The sequence below is a fragment of the Erwinia sp. STN24 genome, from assembly GCF_041320675.1.
Classification (GTDB): domain Bacteria; phylum Pseudomonadota; class Gammaproteobacteria; order Enterobacterales; family Enterobacteriaceae; genus Erwinia; species Erwinia aeris.
The window spans coordinates 26,475-42,682 of the sequence record NZ_JBGGPM010000003.1 but is presented as its reverse complement, the minus strand read 5'-3'; the positions used below and the strand labels follow the sequence as shown (position 1 = coordinate 42,682).

Below are 16,208 nucleotides of genomic sequence, written 5' to 3'. Positions count from 1 at the left end.
CTGTGTGACAAGAAGCCCCGGCCCAGGACGGGGCTTTTTTCTATCTGAAGAAGGGTGCTCAAGGATCCTCCCAACAATGCGCCGGCAGACGTCCTGTCCACCGGCGATTTGCCCTACCCTGCGGTGTTGCAGGCTAAGCTGGCCACAACCTCTGTACCTCCCTGCTTAACGTGCAGCTCGCAGAGCGAGCCGCGCGTGATCCAGATAACGGCTATTACCGTTACACAAACCACTATTAAACAGAGCGCGAACAATTTTTGCGCCATCCCAGGCCTCCTTTTCCATTGCTTTACAGCGGGTAAAAGGCTACCTTTACATTGTGGGATGTAGAAAGTAGCCTCACTTTGACTGACGTCGGGTGGGGCTTTTCTCTTTCCGTCCCGGCTGCCCGGAACAAAAAGATCCTGAGCACCCGTCGCGCAGTGTAGCGCGCTTTATCTCCCTCCGCTGGCGCAATTTACTAAACCTGATACTGGATCTGATTTTCCTGCAACAAGCGTGAAAACGGCAGGGCCTAAGGCCGTCTACCGTGGTGATCGTACCAGGGAATATGTAGCGGATTGAATGAAGGCGTTTTTAAGGTGCCTTAAGAAGGGTGCTCAAGGATCCTCCCAACAATGCGCCGGCAGACGTCCTGTCCGCCGGCGGTTTGCCCTACCCTGCGGCGTTGCAGGCTAAGCTGGCCACAACCTCTGTACCTCCCTGCTTAACGTGCAGCTCGCAGAGCGAGCCGCGGGTGATCCAGATAACGGCTATCACCGTTACACAGACCACTATTAAACAGAGCGCGAACAATTTTTGCGCCATCCCAGGCCTCCTTTTCCATTGCTTTACAGCGGGTAAAAGGCTACCTTTACACTGTTGGATGTAGAAAGTAGCCTCACTTTGACTGACGTCGGGTGGGGCTTTTCTCTTTCTGTCCCGGCTGCCCGGAACAAAAAGATCCTGAGCACCCGTCGCGCAGTGTAACGCCCTTCCTCTCCCCGCGCTGATGCAATTTACTAAAGCTGACGCTGGCTCTGATTTTCCTGCAACGCCGATGTAAATCGTCTCAACGAGCAGCTAAAGCCATTACCAATTCTTTATAGGCCGCCACCAGCTCCTCTTGCGAAGCACGGTTCAGCCCGCTGGGATTGGGTAGCACCCAGACTTCCGTTTCACCCAGCTTATGCGGCTGCCTGCCCCATGCCACCTTACCGACACCGAAAGCCTGCTTATAGGCCTGCTTGCCTAATACCGCCAGCGCCTCGGGCTGATAGCGCATGATCTTATCGACTAACAGTTTGCCGCCTTCGCGTAGCTCCGTAGCAGAAAGCTCCGTAGCCTCACGGGTGGGCCTTTCCACCAGCATGGTGATACCGCAGCGCGTGGTCAGCAGCAGCTTTTCCTCTTCCGGCTTTAGCTGACGCTCGGTGAAACCCGCCTGCCAGATGGTTTTCCAGAAACGGTTTCCGGGATGCGCAAAATGAAACCCGGTATGCGCAGAAGATTTTCCCGGGTTAATGCCGCAAAAAATCACGCTAAGGTCGGGCGCAAGAATATCGTTGATGCCATGCATCTCGGCTTCCATACGTTTTCTCCTGTCGTTCAGGGAAGAGTAAAATAGCTCAGCGCTTCACAGCCTCTTCCTGCTGACAAAGCGGCAATCACTTTCAGGGCGGCCGCCCTGCGTGTCTTCATCTTCGTGATCAATAGCTTTAAAGGTAGCTTACGGCCTCATCGCGCTTTTGCTTTGGCGCTCGAAAGCGTCGCGCAGCCAGTGTACGAATCCGCTTACGGCCCGTGGGACCTGAGCAGCCCAGGGACGGACGACGTAAAGATGTTCGGCAAAAGCGCCCGGCGTTCGCCACTGCGGCAAAACCTCGACCAGTCTTCCGTCGGCAAGGGCACCCTGCGCGCTGAAATCAGGCAGCAGCGCGATGCCCAATCCTTCCAGCGCGGCATCCCTTATCGATTCGCTATTATTGGTCGCGAAGGGGCCGCTGACATTAACCACGACTTTTTCGCTGCTGTTTTCCCGGCAAAAAGTCCACTGCGGCGTTTCCGTGCCGCGCGGATAGTAGAGGCACTGATGTTCGCTTAGCGCCTGCGGCGTTTGCGGCTGGCCGTACTGGCGCAGATAAACCGGTGATGCCACAACCAGCGCGCGCGTGGCGCATAGCGGTAGCGCTACATGCGTATCGGGCAGCGTATCGCTGTGGCGAATGGCAAGATCGAACCCTTCACTGGCCAGAGAAACCAGCCGATCGGACACTTCCAGCTGTACACGAACCTGGGGATGTTCTTTCAGGAAAGCGGTGATATGCGGCACCAGCTGCTGCCGGGCAAAAGCGACCGGCGCGGTTACGCGGATCAATCCCCGCAGCGGCCCGGCCGAATCGCGCACACTGAAAAAACTCTGTTCTATCTGAGCGAAAGGCGCACGCAGCTCCTCAACCAGTTTTTCGCCCGCGCTGGTCAGCCGCAGGGTACGGGTGGTTCTGGTTACCAATGGCACGCCCGCCTGCTGCTCCAGCTCTTTGATTTTCTGGCTCATGGCGGCCTTGCTGACTTCCAGCCTTTCGGCCGCGCGGGTAAAGCTGCCCTGCTCAGCCAGCACGGTCAGCCAGTGAAGATGTAGCCATAACGCATCGGTTTTTATAGCCATCGTCATTGTTCACTATAATAAATAATCATTTCAACTATAGCGCTTTTTCCCGCGCGCTAATGTCCCTAAAGTAACTTCTGCCGCTCAGGTGCCATTACACTATATTTTAAGGGGAAAACCATGCCATTACTGCAATTTGACGTCATTCAGGGTCGCTCGGAATCGGAACTGAAAACGCTGCTGGATGCCGCGCACCGCGCCGTGCTGGCCGCTTTTAAAGTACCGGCGCGCGATCGCTACCAGATTGTTCACGAAAACAAGCCTTATCAGATGGTGTTTGAGGATACCGGCCTGGGGCTGACGCGCACCGATAACCTGGTGATGGTACGGGTGTTTACCAGTCCACGCAGCGATGAGCAGAAGCAATTTTTTATGGCGGAACTGTGTCGTGAACTACAAGAAAGCTGCGGTATTTCACCGGCCGACGTGATGATCAGCTTTATCACTAACAGCAAGGGCGACTGGAGCTTCGGTAACGGCGTGGCGCAGTATATGACAGGCGAGCTTTGAGGCGTGGGCCGTGAAACAATCCCCGGCCGAAGCCGGGGAAAGCGAGCATCAGAAGTCGTAACGCAGACGCACCAGGTTCATATCGCCCAGGTTATCGCTGCTTGAGGTGAAGACGTGTTCATAATCCACGCGGAAACCGTAGTCGAGCTGGAAGGTGATCCCCACGCCGTTATCGATACGCTGATAGTCGCGATCGTTAACGTATTCCAGACGGTCGCCCATCACATACGGCATAAAGGTTTTCAGGCCGTAGTTGCCAACCGGGATGGTGTAGCCCGCCAGGTACTCAATACCCCACGCATCGCCAGCAAAGTAGTTATCCACGCCTTTTTTCTTGCTCAGCAGATAGTTCTGGTAATAGCCGCCGCCAAGCGAGAAGGTCCAGCTGTCTGGCTTCCAGCTAAGGGAAGTCCCGTAAATGTTCTGGTTCCAGGTTTTATCGTCGCCGGTGCCCGGATTACGCATATCAGCACGGGTATAGTTCCACGCCGCGCCCCAGGTCAGCTCTTTGCTCAGATGGTAATCCACGCCCAGCGAGCCGCCGCCCTGACGCTTGTAGCGCAGGCCATCACCCGGCAAATATTCGTTATCGGCAAACAGATAAGAAGCCAGCACGTCCGCATTACCGAAGGTGTTTTTATACTTCAGCATTTTGCGTGAACGGTAAGAACCGTCGTAGTCGCCGTTGATGCCGTTGCCCGGCGCCTGCGCCAGCATGTCGTAGTCCCAGATATCGGTTTTCGCGCCGACCACATCGTAATACACGCTGTTCTGCTGACCGAAGGTCAGTTTACCCCAGGTCTTGCTCTGGAAACCGGTGTAAAGCATACGGCGGCTGGTGTCATGCGCTTTGGCCGCATAATGGTTGTCCCAGTCGAACAGCGCCGGAATATTTACGCCCAGCTCGTAATACCCCACCCAGCTGACATCGTCAAACAGGTAGTAATCGGCCAGGAAACGGAAACGAGTGCCGCCATCAAAGCCGTTACGCTTATAGGCATTTTTACCGTCGTCGCCGGTCAGGTTATTGAACTGGGGACGGATACTGCCGCCAACGGTGAAATTCAGACGGCTCAGCGGATCGCCCGCCTGCGGATCCTGTTTGATCAACGTTACTTCAGCGTTTGCGGCAAAAGACGCTCCGCCCATCACCAGCGCCAGGCCGACAGCCTGACTTAACACGCGCATTTTTGTTAACATTATGTAGCCCTGTAAAGCATTGCTAAAAAAAGAGAGAACGAAAAAGCAAAAAAACGTCACATAAAGCCGATTTTGCGCGCGATTATAGGGATTAAGCGCGGCAGTACAGCGGATAAAAAAGGCTTTTGTAAAATCTCTTATCTATTTTTGTTTTAAAATTGCTAAAAGCCCCTGCCAATAAACGCCCGAGGCGACACGTTTCTCCTTCCCTGTCCACGTTGTGCCCCTGTTTCCCGATAACGCTGGAGAGCCTGACCAGGTTTTCGGCAGCGAAGGCCTTAATCTTTAATTAATTTATTTTTCGCTCTGACGATTTGCCAGCGTCCCTGAGCCTCGTTAAACGCGAAGTTAAACAGAACCTCAACGAAAGTTTATCCCCGTGACGGCGGTCATTTTTCTCGTCTGGCCGCTTATTGCCAGCCTTAACCGGCTGCGTTAAATTGGAAGATTCGCTACAAATTGGTGATGAATACCGGCAGGGACTGCCTTTTTCGGGGAATATAAAAAATAATGGGATCTGAATCACTTTCACTGCTTCTTTTTATCGCCTCGGCCGCGCTGTACAGCTGGAAAGCTGGAAAAAACAGGCTGGGCTTTTCCGCGATTGTTTTACTTCTGGGCATTTATATCGTGCTGAATGCTTCGCTGCTTGCCAGCAACTACTTTACGGGCGAAGGCATTAATGACGCGGTTATCTATACCCTCACCAACAGCCTGAGCGGCGCGGGCATCGGTAAATATTTGCTGCCGGCCGCAGGCATGGTGCTGGCGCTGCTGGTACTGTTTGCCCTGCTTGCCTGGATCTTACGACGCGGCCGAAAGCGTGGCGGCAGCAAGCTTTGCGGCCTGTTGGCGATTGTGCTGGCGCTGGCCTCGATCAAAACCACGCCCGCTTATCAGCAGGTGGCCGATCTGCTGAAATCGCAGCTGGGCAAAGGCGACTCCGATTTTTACGCGCACTATAAGGTGCCCGGCACGCAGATACGCGGCGATAAACCGAATCTGGTTTATATCTATGCCGAGAGCCTGGAACGCACCTACTTTGACGAAGCAGCCTTTCCCCATCTTGCGCCGGAACTTAACGCCGTCAAAGCGGGTTCGCTGGATTTCAGCAACACCCAGCAGCTGCCCGGCACCGAATATACGATTGCGGGAATGGTCGCCTCGCAGTGCGGTATCCCGCTGTTCGCGCCTTTCGACGGCAACGCCTCCAGCTCGCTTTCAACTTTCTATCCGCAGAATGTCTGCCTGGGCGACATTCTGAAAGCGGCGGGTTATCAAAACTACTTCTACCAGGGCGCCAGCCTGAGCTTTGCCGGTAAAGATCTGTTCCTCTCCTCGCACGGGTTCGACCATCTGTATGGATTTAACGAACTGAAAAGCGTGGTGAAAGATCCGAGCTACCGTAACGACTGGGGCTGGTATGACGATACGGTGCTGGATAGCGTTTACGATAAATATGTCGAGCTGGCGCAGCAGGGTCAGCCTTTCTCGCTGTTTGCTCTGACGGTGGATACGCACCACCCTGACGGTTTTATTTCGCGCAGCTGCCAGCGCAACAGCTATCTGTGGGAAGGCAAACAAAACAAATCTTTCGCCGCTGTCGCCTGCAGCCAGCAGCATATTGCGCATCTGATAGAGCGGATCCGCGCCACGCCGTGGTTTAAAAATACGATTATCGTGGTCAGCTCTGATCATCTGGCAATGAACAATACCGCCTGGAAATTCCTTAACCAGCACGACCGCAGCAATCTCTTCTTTATGCTGCGTGGCGATAACGACGACGGTAAAGTCATTGCGGTTAAGCGCAGCACGCTGGACAACGGCGCGACGGTGCTGGACGCGCTGGGCGGCGATAACTTTATCGGCCTGGGGCGCAGCAGCCTCTCGTCCTCTTCTCTTGCCGCGACTTACCTGAATATCAAAGAGAAGATCAACGAGTGGAAGCCGGACGTGATTAAACTGTGGAATTTTCCGAAGGCGATTGCCGATTATAAAACGGACACGGTGAATAACACCTTCAGCTTTGCCGGCGTGCATTTCAAACTGCCGCTGCTGCTCTCCGTTAAACCGGGCAAAATTGAGCCGAAGTTCGACGTCTATCTGGCGCCGCCGTTAAAACAGCAGCTGGCTAATTTTGCGCCGGATGAGAAGTTCGTCTGGATCGATAGCTGCTTTAAAATGGGCGACGTCTGGGATGAGAAACTGGCGCTTAACAGGCAGCTGTGCATTGCCGACGGCACGCTGAATTCACCGCCAACTATCCGCGAGATCAACCCCGGCGTGACTCAGGGCCGCGTGGGCTTCCGCCAGATTGGTGATCAAAGCGAGGAACGCTATCAGCAAACCGTGACCCGGCTGCGCATTGCCGATGAGGATTTACGCTATGCCTCCGACACGTTGCTGTTTGCCTTACCCGGCCTGCCCAAACAGGTGCAGAAGATCACCGGCCTTTCCTATATCGAACCCTGGGGCGGACGCTGGTCAGATGCCGGACTGCTGCCTGAAGTCACCCTTACCTGGCTGGAGCCGCTGCCGGAAACCTTCGATCTGCTGCTGACGGCCCGCGCGTTTGGCGCCAACAGCCAGTGGCCTTTCGTTGTGAAAATTGGCGATAGCGAGCAGACGTTCCGCCTGAGCCATAGCGACAGTACGGTCAGCATTCGCCTGTCCAACCCGACACGGGAACGCACGCTGGTTATCAGAGCGCCGGTGCCGGAAACCACTGCCGAAGGCGCGGTGGCCGGTTTCACCGCCCGTCAGCTTGGCATCGGACTGGTTAGTCTAAAAGTCGTGCCTGTTCAGTAAATTGTCCTCTCCCCGGCCGCCCTGGCCGGGGAAGTCCGCCGCATTTTTTCTTTTCCGTCCATACCTTATGCGCGATTTCGCTCACAATGCCATCAAGTTTTCACGCCTGCTGCCGATTTAATGCCCCTGTAATGCTAAAGGTTTCCTCAGTGACTCTTTTTTAAACAGCAAGGAACAATCCGGATGATTTCTGTAAAAAACTTGAAAGTCGGCGTGCGCCTCGGCGCGGCGTTTGCCCTGGTAATACTGTTATTAATCGTGGTCAGCGTAACGGCTGTTGTAAAAATCGGCAGCATTAACGGCGCGGTGGATCGCATTGTTAACGATCGCTATATCAAGGTGAGGCTGGCTTTTGACGCGCGCGACGGGGTTAACGATCAGATTAAATATCTGCGCGGGATGGTTATTGAGACTTCGCATCCGGAGAAAAACCAGAAGCGTTACGGCCAGCTGGACAGCGTGACGCAGCAAACCAACCAGACGATAGACAAGATTGCCAAACTGCAAACAACCGAAGTCGGCATCAAGAAAATCCAGGCAGTAAAAGAGGCGGCGCAGCAGTTTGAAGCGGCCAAAAGCGAACTGCTTACTTTAATACGCGCAGGTAATCAGGATGTTGCCGCCGACTATGCTCTGATGAAAATGACGCCTGCCCAAACCGCCTATCTGGATATCGTAAAGCGTTTTGCCGACTCACAGTCCGGACAGCTGCAGGCGGAAGGCGCTAACGCCGTTGCCGATGGCGCTACCGCAATCCGCATTACGCTGATTTTCTCCACGCTGGCGGCGTTGCTGGCGGTCGTGCTGGGCTATTTCCTGACCCGCTCTATCGTTGCCCCGCTGCGCGAAGCAGTACGTATTGCTGAAAACGTGGCGGCGGGCGATCTGCGTACGCAGATCCGTGTAAATTCAACTGATGAAACCGGTCAGCTGATGCAGGCGTTGAAAACCATGAATGAAAACCTGCTGCGTATCGTGACCGAAGTTCGCTCCGGCACCGAGCTAATCGCTACCGCCTCCGGCGAAATTTCACTGGGCAATATGGATCTTTCTTCCCGTACCGAGCAGCAGGCCAGCTCGCTGGAGGAGACCGCCTCCGCAATGGAGCAGATGACCTCTACCGTGAAGCAAAACGCCGACAATGCTCGTCAGGCTAACGAGCTGGCCGCGCTGGCCTCGAAAGTAGCCGTGCAGAGCGGCTCGGCGGTGAATCAGGTCGTCAGCACCATGGAAATGATCAACACCTCGTCGAAGAAAATTGTCGACATTATCAGCGTGATTGACGGCATCGCCTTCCAGACCAATATCCTGGCGCTTAACGCCGCCGTGGAAGCCGCCCGCGCGGGCGAGCAGGGTCGCGGCTTCGCCGTTGTCGCCTCAGAAGTCCGCAACCTGGCGCAGCGTTCGGCCTCCGCCGCTAAAGAAATTGCGCAGCTGATCCAGGATTCCGTGAATAAAGTGGACGAAGGCGGCAAGCAGGTTGCCAAAGCGGGCACCACGATGGAAGAAGTGCTGGCCAGCGTGAAAAGCGTGACGGAAATCATGGGCGAAATCTCTATCGCCAGCCACGAGCAGAGCACTGGCATCGATGAGATCAATATGGCGATTACCCAGATGGATCAGGTTACGCAGCAGAACGCCTCGCTGGTGAATGAATCCGCCGCCGCCGCGCAATCGCTGCAGGAACAGGCTGAACAGCTTTCCCGCGCCATCGGCATCTTCAAAGTAAGCCACAACGCGGCCTGACGGCTAACGGCGGCCCGTAAAAAAGAGGGCCGCCGCTCTTTTTTCCTCTCCAGGAAAAAGATTAGTATAAGGGCACTTTTCCGCTCCCGATGGATATACGCACGTTGAAACCACTCCACCTGCTGGCGCTCTGCGTCCTTTTTCCGCTCGGCGCGCTGGCCGCAAGAACCTCTCCCGATCCTTTACTGGCCTCGCAGATTGTCGATCGCTACGCGCAGAATATCTTCTATAACACCAAAGCGACCGGCATGGCGATGGTGGCGATTGACGCCAACCAGCGCGTCTTTACCAGTCTTGGCTCGGTGCGTCCCGGCAGCAGCGTCAGGCCGCAGAAAACGTCCGTTATCCGTATTGCTTCGCTGACCAAGCTGATGACCAGCGAGCTGCTGGTTAAGCTCGCGGAGAAAGGCGTGGTGCGACTTGACGATCCGCTAAGCAAATATGCGCCGCCGGGCAGCGCGGTACCGGCCTATGCAGGCCAGACGATCCGCCTGATTAATCTGGCTACGCATACCAGCGGTTTGCCCCGCGAGCAGCCCGGCGGCAAGCCGAACCGGCCTGTTTTCGTCTGGCCAACCGCCAGCCAGCGCTGGAACTGGCTGAAACATGCGCAGCTGAAAGCCGCGCCGGGCACCCGCGCCGCCTATTCCAATCTGGCTTTCGATCTGCTGGGCGATGCGCTGGCTCGCGCCGCAGGCACCTCCTATCCGGCGTTGCTACAGCGTGAAATTACGCGCCCTTTAGGCATGAAGGATACGACTTTTACCCCCTCGCCCGAGCAGTGTTCGCGTCTGATGATCGCGGAAAAAGGCGCCAGCCCCTGCACCAATACGCTGGCCGCTATCGGCAGCGGCGGCGTCTATTCGACGCCTGACGATATGGGACGCTGGATGCAGCAATTCCTGTCTTCCGATCTGCAGGCGCGTTCGCCTCAGGCCGATCGCATTCAGACCATGATTTATCAGCGAGGCCAGCTGACCAACGTCGAGGGAATGGACGTGCCGGGCAAAGCCTCCGCGCTGGGTATGGGCTGGGTTTATATGGCGCCGCAGGGCGGCCGCCCGGGCATTATCCAGAAAACCGGCGGCGGCGGCGGCTTTATTACCTATATGGCGATGGTGCCGCGCTATAGCGTCGGCGTGTTTATCGTGGTGACGCGCTCGCCGCAGACCCGCTTCACGCCAATGAGCGATGGGGTGAACAACCTGCTGACGGAGCTTATCGGCAACACGCCGGACAGTGCACAGCTTGCCGCGTCCATTATGGAGAGCGAGTAGCTGTCGACGGCGATGGTCTTGCTGGGTTATCGCCGCCCTGCCGCATAAGCGTATTGAAAACGGGGCAGTGGTATTCGTCTGAGCGGGGAAACCCGCTTTTTTCCACCGACATTTCCTGAGCGCCCCGGCGTTTGTTAAGCTGGGCTTTAAAGTTCATTTATCAGGAGCCAGCGTGCAGGAAAAAACAGAACCGGCAGGGAAAAAACCGCGCGAACCTCGTACACCGCGACAGCCGCGCACGCCCAGAGAAACGCTGGAACCGCGTGAACCAAGAGAGCCACGGGAACCGCGAACGCCGCGAGAACCGCGTAAACCCCGAGAACCGCGCGCACCACGGCAGTCACGCTTGCCAGAAGAACGGCACACGTCAGGAGAGTCGCATACGCCAGGAGGCACTAGCGTACTATGGGAGCGGTGCCCATCAGCAGAGGCTTGCACGCCAAAAGAGTCTCGTGCACTACAGGGGCTGTGCGAATCAGAAGAGCCTCGCATGCCAGAAAAGACCTGTACACCGCGAGAACCTCGCCCATCAGAAGAACCGCACGAGCCCCGTCAGACCAAAGCTGACGCCACGCCTTGCTCTGAAAAAAGCGGATGGACCGGCGCAAAAAAGCGGATTACGTCAGGCATAAATAAAATCAGGCAGAGAATATCGTCGCGGCTGGGCTTATAAGACATCGGCCGCCAGGACGCCTTTTCCTTTATTTCGGCCGGGCTGCCGAGCGTTCAGCCCAACGATGCTATTCAACGCGAATGTAATGGCCAGCCGCAGAAACGTTATGACCAAACCCGCAGTCACCGTTAACCTGAGTCGTTAAATCCATTGGGGTAAAGAGCAGCGTGACATCACAGTTGCCCCAGTCACCTTCCTCACGTTGTTGCAGTACGCCTCTGCCGTTCTGGATGGTGGCCTTTCCTTCAAGGCTGCCGATATTCGGGCCGTAATACATCGCCATCAGCCCTGGCGAGACGCCATCAAAGTTAATTTTGTAGTGGTCCTGTTCTGCCGAGATGCTGTAGCTATTCCACATCCCTTTTCCTGCGTATTCCCAGTATTCACCAGCGGGCGAAGCAGGCTGCGGTAAGGCAGCAAGTTTCTCTTTTATTAACCCCAGATTATATTGCGATTTGGCGTCTTTCTCATCAATCAGCAGCCAGGCTTTTGCCTTACGATAGTCTCCCTGACGTATCCAGGTGAGCGCCACATTATTATAAGCTACCGCAATAGCGCTATCTGGAAGCTGGCAACTTTCACTCCAGGCTACCTGTTCTGTATAGCTGTAGCGTGCCTTTTCATACTGCTTTGCTTTATAAGCTTTATCGCCTGCTGCGGCATAGTTCTTAATTTTCATACAGTCGATTTCAGGGTGATCCGCATCGGCAAAGGCCATCATTGGGGAAACCATCAAAACTCCGGCCGTGATTGCACGTAACATAGCTCTACCTTATAAAATTAACGGACCCGCAGCTTAACAAACCCTGCCGTAAAGATAAGCCCTGATAGTCATTACTCCATCCTGAAGACTCGCCGTGACCTGATCTTAATCAATACTCGTCCGGGCATTCCTCCGCATATTTCCAGCCAGTGATAATAACGTTTGTGATTTTAAAAAATTTGAAACGAGTGGAGAAGATGATGCTACAAAGAATGATTCTGAACGAGACCTCCTGGTTCGGTCCCGGCGCTATCTCGCAAATCGTCCATGAAGTCAGCCAGCGCAGCCTTAAAAAAGCGCTGCTGGTTACGGATAAAACACTGCTTAAAGCGGGCGTAATTGAAAAGGTCACCGCGCTGCTGGATCGGCATCATCTTCCTTACGTCATTTATGACGAGGTGGTGCCGAACCCGACTATCGCCGTCGTTACCCAAGGCGTGGCGGCATTTAAAGCCGCACAGGCGGACTATCTGATCGCCATCGGCGGCGGCTCGCCGCAGGATACGGCAAAAGCTATCGGCATCATTATCAACAACCCTGAATTCGCCGATGTTCGCAGTCTGGAAGGCTTTGCCAAAACCAAAAATCCCTGCGTACCGATTATCGCCATTCCGACCACGGCAGGCACGGCGGCGGAAGTCACCATTAACTACGTGATTACGGATGAGGAAAATCGCCGTAAATTTGTCTGCATCGATCCGCACGACATTCCGGTCGTCGCTATTATCGATGCGGACATGATGGCGAGTATGCCGCCTTCGCTCAAGGCCGCCACGGGGATCGATGCGCTGACCCACGCTATCGAAGGCTTCACCACTAAGGGCGCCTGGGAGCTGACCGACGCGCTGCATCTGAAGGCGATTCAGATTATCAACCGTTCGCTGCGCGCTTCCGTAGCTGGCGACAAACAGGGCGTAGAGGATATGGCGCTGGGCCAGTACGTGGCAGGCATGGGCTTTTCCAACGTCGGGCTGGGCCTGGTGCACGGTATGGCTCACCCGTTGGGCGCGTTCTACAACGTGCCGCACGGCGTCGCCAACGCCATTATCCTGCCGCACGTTATGGCGTGGAACGCCGATTTCACCGGCGAGAAGTACCGTGATATCGCCCGTGCGATGGGCGTCACCAGGGTGTGCAGCATGAGTCTGGGCGAGGCAAGAGAAGCCGCTGTGGAAGCCGTCCGACAGCTTTCTGTCGACGTCGGCATTCCTGCCCGCCTGCGCGATGTGGGCATGAAAGAAGAAGATATTCCGGCGCTGGCGCAGGCCGCCCTGGACGATGTTTGCACCGGCGGCAATCCACGAGAAGCAACGCTGGACGATATCGCCAGCCTCTACCGCAAAATCTATTGATCGCACGCTATGCAGGCCGCTGCGCCTGCATGTTGCGCAGGCAGTGAAGCCGCCTGCCGGAACGCTGCTGAATGATTGATGCCGCAATCGGCCAGGCACAAGATAGCTGATGGCGGCGTCATGGCTTGATACATGACAAAAAAGAGTAAGCAGATGCGGTGTGCCCCTTGCTGCTTTGCTAACGAACGGCTCGTTCAGGGATGGTTACAGTGAAATACGCCTCAATACCTTTTAACCAGAATCACAATGGCTGGCTGCGCGAGACGCCTGCAAGCCGTCCTGCGCTGCGCGGCGACTGCGAAGCGGACTGGGCGATCGTCGGCGCAGGCTTTGCCGGTCTGGCTTTCGCTCGTCGGCTGGCCAGTCACAATCCGAACCTGAAAATTGTGGTGGTTGATGCCGCCAGCGCGGCGGAAAGCTCTTCAGCCAGAAACTCCGGCTTTGCGATCGGCCTGCCGCATAATATTGGCAGCTCGACGGCGGAGCTGAAAAAGGCGCAGGATTATCGATCCTTATTACAGGCCGGGATCGACGAATTAAAAACGATCATGACGGATCGAGGGATCGATTGCGAATGGGAGAAGGTCGGGAAGTATCACTGCCAGGCCGATGCACGCAGCGAAAGCGTGTTGCAGGAGTATCGCGATAACCTTGAGCTGATGGACGAGGCTTATGAGGTGCTTGACCGCGAGACGCTGTCGCAAAAGCTGGGCACGCATTTTTATCACAAGGGCATCTATACGCCGGGCGCGGTGCTGCTCAACCCGGCAAGCCTGGCGATCGGGCTGGCCGCAACGCTGCCGGAAAACGTCACTCTTTATGATATGACGCCGGTGATGGCCATTCACTACGGCAAAATAAATCGCCTTGTCACGCCTTTCGGCACGCTTTGTGCGCCGAAAGTGATGCTGGCAACCGCAGCCCTTTCCCGCGAACTGGCACCGGGCATCAGCAAGCAGGCGGCCATGGCGACTTTCGCCAGCCTGACCGCGCCGCTAACCGATGAACAGCGCCAGCGGCTGCCGATCATGAAGAGCTGGGGCCTGACGCCGGTTAACGCCATCGCGGGCGCCACGCTGCGCTACACCGCCGATCGCCGCATTTTAATTCGTCAACACGTGGTGCCGGCCCTGCACGGCCGCGTAACTGCTACGCAAACTTATGCCGCCACGCGGCTGCACAGAGCCACGTTCAACAAAATTTTCCCCCAGCTCACGGACGTCAGCCTGGCCCACAGCTGGTCGGGCACCATCAGAGTAACCCGCAACGGCGCGCCGGTCTGGGGCGCGCTGAGCGGCGCTGTTTACACCGCCAGCGGCTGCAACGGGGCGGGGATCTCTAAGCAGACTATCGCGGGATCGCTGCTGGCGGATTATGCGCTAGGCTATGATAATCCGCTGACGGCCACGATGCTGGCGCTGGGCGAAGCAAATTACCTGCCGCCCTCCCCGCTGCTGGATGCGGCCATTGCTGGCTCGCTGCTGAAAGAGCGCTGGCTGGGGAGAAAGGAAGCGTAAGGCGGGCACCGCCGCGAATCGCTTTATTTACTCAGCCATTAGCGGCGGCGTAAGGTTTTAGGTAGTAATGCCTTTGAATAGCAAGCCGGACAGCTCTGACTGTAGCTACAGGCAATTTTGCAGCGTAAATATCAGACAGACATATACGCTGCAGACTAAAAAAATTAAAACCGGGCTTTATTATTCCGTCGGCCTCTCCGCTCAGCCAAATCTCGTCATCTCTGCCAGCACACTGTAATTATCTTCTACCGGCAGCAGCTTTTGCTATTTATCAAACATCGGCCAGGGTCAGGAAGCGCCAAAAAGGAGACGATCGCCGATCTGAATATCGCCGCACGACCAAAGCAGGCTCAGGCAGCGCGGCGGCATTCCATCTGTATAAAAAATATTTGTCAGCTGTGAAGCCGTGCACTATTAAAGCGTATTGCTTACGTTACATTACCCTGATATCGACTTGCATAAGGTATTTAGCATGGAAGCTGAATATAAGATCGCGGATTTTCTGGATACGCACAGGCTGCAAAAGCTACAGGACAACTTCAGCCAGACAATGAGGATTGCGCTGGTAGTGGTGGACGCCACTGGTCTCCCCGTCACCAGGCCAAGCGGCTTTTCTGACTTTTGCGCCCGCTACCGCCAAAACCCGGACCAGGCGGAACGCTGCCACGCCTGCGACAATGCCGGCGGTCGGGCGGCCATGCAGGCGCGGAAACCGGTCATCTACCGCTGCTGCTGCGGCATGGTTGAGTTTGCCGTACCTGTGGTTATTAACGAGCATTATCTGGGCGCTTTTATTGCGGGTCAGGCCAGAGTTGAAGCGGAAAAGGCAAAAACGATCCCCTGCATTCTGCCCAATCGCCCGCGTCGAAAAATCACCCCCTCTCTGAAGCGCTTTCATCAGGCAATACCGATTACCCCCTATCGCCGCTTTGAGCTACTGGCTGAAACCCTGCTGCATATGGCTTCCTGCCTGGTGGAACAGGCCTGGGCCACCACCATACAGCGCGAACTGCATAAAAAAGAACGGCAGCTGACCCGTGAATTGCGCAGGCGAGTGGAAACGGAAAAACTGCTGCACGAGGCAGAATTTAAAGCGCTGAGCTACCAGCTTAATCCGCATTTTTTATTTAACGTGCTGAATACCATTGGCCGGCTCGCCTTTCTGGAAGAAGCGCCGCGGACGGAAGCCATGGTGCATGATTTCTCCGATATGATGCGCTATCTGCTACGCAAAAATAATCATGCCGTTATCACGCTTGAACAAGAGATCCATTACGTCAACAGCTATATGGCAGTGCAGAAAGTCAGAATGCCGGACCGTTTCACTTATCTTTGCGCTATTCCGGAAAAATATTATGGCGTCGCCTGCCCTTTTTTAACGCTGCAACCGCTGGCGGAAAATTTCTTTAATTACGTTGTTGAGCCGCGGGAAATGCCTGCCGTACTGCATATTCGTGCAACCGACGATGGTCGCGATCTTATTATTGAGGTCAGCGATAACGGCGATGGCATCGCACAACAGACGATAACCCAAATTTTAAGCGGGCCGCAGGACAATAAGCAGGGAATAGGCATAAGGAATATTATGCAGCGCCTGCAGCTGCTGTTTGGCGACGCTTATGGGCTGGAGATCTTTAGCGCCCACCGTCCCATGATGGGCACCACCATCAAACTTCGTTTTCCTCTTCAGCCTCAGTCGTAAAACAGGAGCCGGT

At 55.5% G+C, this 16,208-nt stretch carries 13 protein-coding genes; 7 read left to right on the top strand and 6 right to left on the bottom strand.

The features are described from left to right. Positions 1-113: 113 nt before the first annotated feature. From ACA373_RS12830 to ACA373_RS12815, 4 genes are all read right to left on the bottom strand, one after another. Positions 114-266, bottom strand: coding sequence for a Hok/Gef family protein (locus ACA373_RS12830; RefSeq protein WP_253458180.1), 153 nt, complete (start codon positions 264-266; stop codon positions 114-116). Between the two features lie 388 nt (positions 267-654). Continuing rightward, positions 655-807: a Hok/Gef family protein gene (locus ACA373_RS12825; RefSeq protein ID WP_253458178.1), complete on the bottom strand. Its 153-nt coding sequence runs from the start codon at positions 805-807 to the stop codon at positions 655-657. Positions 808-1,051: 244 nt separating this feature from the next. Then, positions 1,052-1,570, bottom strand: a complete 519-nt coding sequence (gene mug, locus ACA373_RS12820; RefSeq protein ID WP_370734613.1) for a G/U mismatch-specific DNA glycosylase — start codon at positions 1,568-1,570, stop codon at positions 1,052-1,054. Positions 1,571-1,708: 138 nt separating this feature from the next. Continuing rightward, a complete protein-coding gene (locus tag ACA373_RS12815) occupies positions 1,709-2,647 on the bottom strand; it encodes a LysR substrate-binding domain-containing protein (protein ID WP_370734612.1) in 939 nt (312 codons plus the stop codon). Between the two features lie 120 nt (positions 2,648-2,767). On the opposite strand from ACA373_RS12815, the gene ACA373_RS12810 reads away from it, so the two are divergent. Continuing rightward, positions 2,768-3,157 (top strand): tautomerase family protein, encoded by a 390-nt coding sequence (locus tag ACA373_RS12810; protein ID WP_253458169.1) that lies wholly within the window; start codon positions 2,768-2,770, stop codon positions 3,155-3,157. 48 nt (positions 3,158-3,205) lie between these two features. Here the strand turns inward: ACA373_RS12810 and ACA373_RS12805 are convergent, their stop codons facing one another. Further along, positions 3,206-4,357, bottom strand: coding sequence for a porin (locus ACA373_RS12805; protein ID WP_253458166.1), 1,152 nt, complete (start codon positions 4,355-4,357; stop codon positions 3,206-3,208). Positions 4,358-4,867: 510 nt separating this feature from the next. Here ACA373_RS12805 and opgB point away from each other — a divergent pair. The 3 genes from opgB (at position 4,868) to ampH (ending at position 10,188) form a co-directional block, all read left to right on the top strand. Then, on the top strand, positions 4,868-7,165 hold the full coding sequence (gene opgB / locus ACA373_RS12800; protein WP_370734611.1) for a phosphatidylglycerol--membrane-oligosaccharide glycerophosphotransferase: 2,298 nt from the start codon (positions 4,868-4,870) through the stop codon (positions 7,163-7,165). Positions 7,166-7,348: 183 nt separating this feature from the next. After that, positions 7,349-8,911 carry a methyl-accepting chemotaxis protein gene (locus ACA373_RS12795; protein ID WP_370734610.1) on the top strand — a complete coding sequence of 521 codons (1,563 nt, stop codon included), beginning with the start codon at positions 7,349-7,351 and terminating at the stop codon, positions 8,909-8,911. An 89-nt stretch (positions 8,912-9,000) separates the two neighbouring features. Then, complete coding sequence (gene ampH / locus ACA373_RS12790; protein WP_253458157.1) at positions 9,001-10,188, top strand: D-alanyl-D-alanine-carboxypeptidase/endopeptidase AmpH; 1,188 nt, start codon at positions 9,001-9,003, stop codon at positions 10,186-10,188. A gap of 740 nt (positions 10,189-10,928) precedes the next feature. Here the strand turns inward: ampH and ACA373_RS12785 are convergent. Continuing rightward, complete coding sequence (locus ACA373_RS12785; protein WP_301250655.1) at positions 10,929-11,624, bottom strand: tetratricopeptide repeat protein; 696 nt, start codon at positions 11,622-11,624, stop codon at positions 10,929-10,931. A gap of 200 nt (positions 11,625-11,824) precedes the next feature. Between ACA373_RS12785 and fucO the strand changes: the two genes are divergently transcribed. The 3 genes from fucO to ACA373_RS12770 all read left to right on the top strand — a co-directional run bounded on the left by fucO (position 11,825) and on the right by ACA373_RS12770 (position 16,195). After that, the gene (gene fucO / locus ACA373_RS12780) at positions 11,825-12,976 is read left to right on the top strand and encodes a lactaldehyde reductase (RefSeq protein ID WP_370734723.1); all 1,152 of its coding nucleotides are present in this window, start codon (positions 11,825-11,827) and stop codon (positions 12,974-12,976) included. Positions 12,977-13,185: 209 nt separating this feature from the next. Continuing rightward, positions 13,186-14,493: an NAD(P)/FAD-dependent oxidoreductase gene (locus ACA373_RS12775; protein WP_370734609.1), complete on the top strand. Its 1,308-nt coding sequence runs from the start codon at positions 13,186-13,188 to the stop codon at positions 14,491-14,493. 472 nt (positions 14,494-14,965) lie between these two features. Then, positions 14,966-16,195 (top strand): PocR ligand-binding domain-containing protein, encoded by a 1,230-nt coding sequence (locus ACA373_RS12770; protein ID WP_370734608.1) that lies wholly within the window; start codon positions 14,966-14,968, stop codon positions 16,193-16,195. Positions 16,196-16,208: the final 13 nt, after the last annotated feature.

Bases quoted from the DNA above. Each gene is read 5' to 3' on its own strand.
- ACA373_RS12830 (WP_253458180.1), bottom strand. From the start codon at position 266: ATGGCGCAAAAATTGTTCGCGCTCTGTTTAATAGTGGTTTGTGTAACG.
- ACA373_RS12825 (WP_253458178.1), bottom strand. From the start codon at position 807: ATGGCGCAAAAATTGTTCGCGCTCTGTTTAATAGTGGTCTGTGTAACG.
- mug (WP_370734613.1), bottom strand. From the start codon at position 1,570: ATGGAAGCCGAGATGCATGGCATCAACGATATTCTTGCGCCCGACCTT.
- ACA373_RS12815 (WP_370734612.1), bottom strand. From the start codon at position 2,647: ATGGCTATAAAAACCGATGCGTTATGGCTACATCTTCACTGGCTGACC.
- ACA373_RS12810 (WP_253458169.1), top strand. From the start codon at position 2,768: ATGCCATTACTGCAATTTGACGTCATTCAGGGTCGCTCGGAATCGGAA.
- ACA373_RS12805 (WP_253458166.1), bottom strand. From the start codon at position 4,357: ATGTTAACAAAAATGCGCGTGTTAAGTCAGGCTGTCGGCCTGGCGCTG.
- opgB (WP_370734611.1), top strand. From the start codon at position 4,868: ATGGGATCTGAATCACTTTCACTGCTTCTTTTTATCGCCTCGGCCGCG.
- ACA373_RS12795 (WP_370734610.1), top strand. From the start codon at position 7,349: ATGATTTCTGTAAAAAACTTGAAAGTCGGCGTGCGCCTCGGCGCGGCG.
- ampH (WP_253458157.1), top strand. From the start codon at position 9,001: ATGGATATACGCACGTTGAAACCACTCCACCTGCTGGCGCTCTGCGTC.
- ACA373_RS12785 (WP_301250655.1), bottom strand. From the start codon at position 11,624: ATGTTACGTGCAATCACGGCCGGAGTTTTGATGGTTTCCCCAATGATG.
- fucO (WP_370734723.1), top strand. From the start codon at position 11,825: ATGCTACAAAGAATGATTCTGAACGAGACCTCCTGGTTCGGTCCCGGC.
- ACA373_RS12770 (WP_370734608.1), top strand. From the start codon at position 14,966: ATGGAAGCTGAATATAAGATCGCGGATTTTCTGGATACGCACAGGCTG.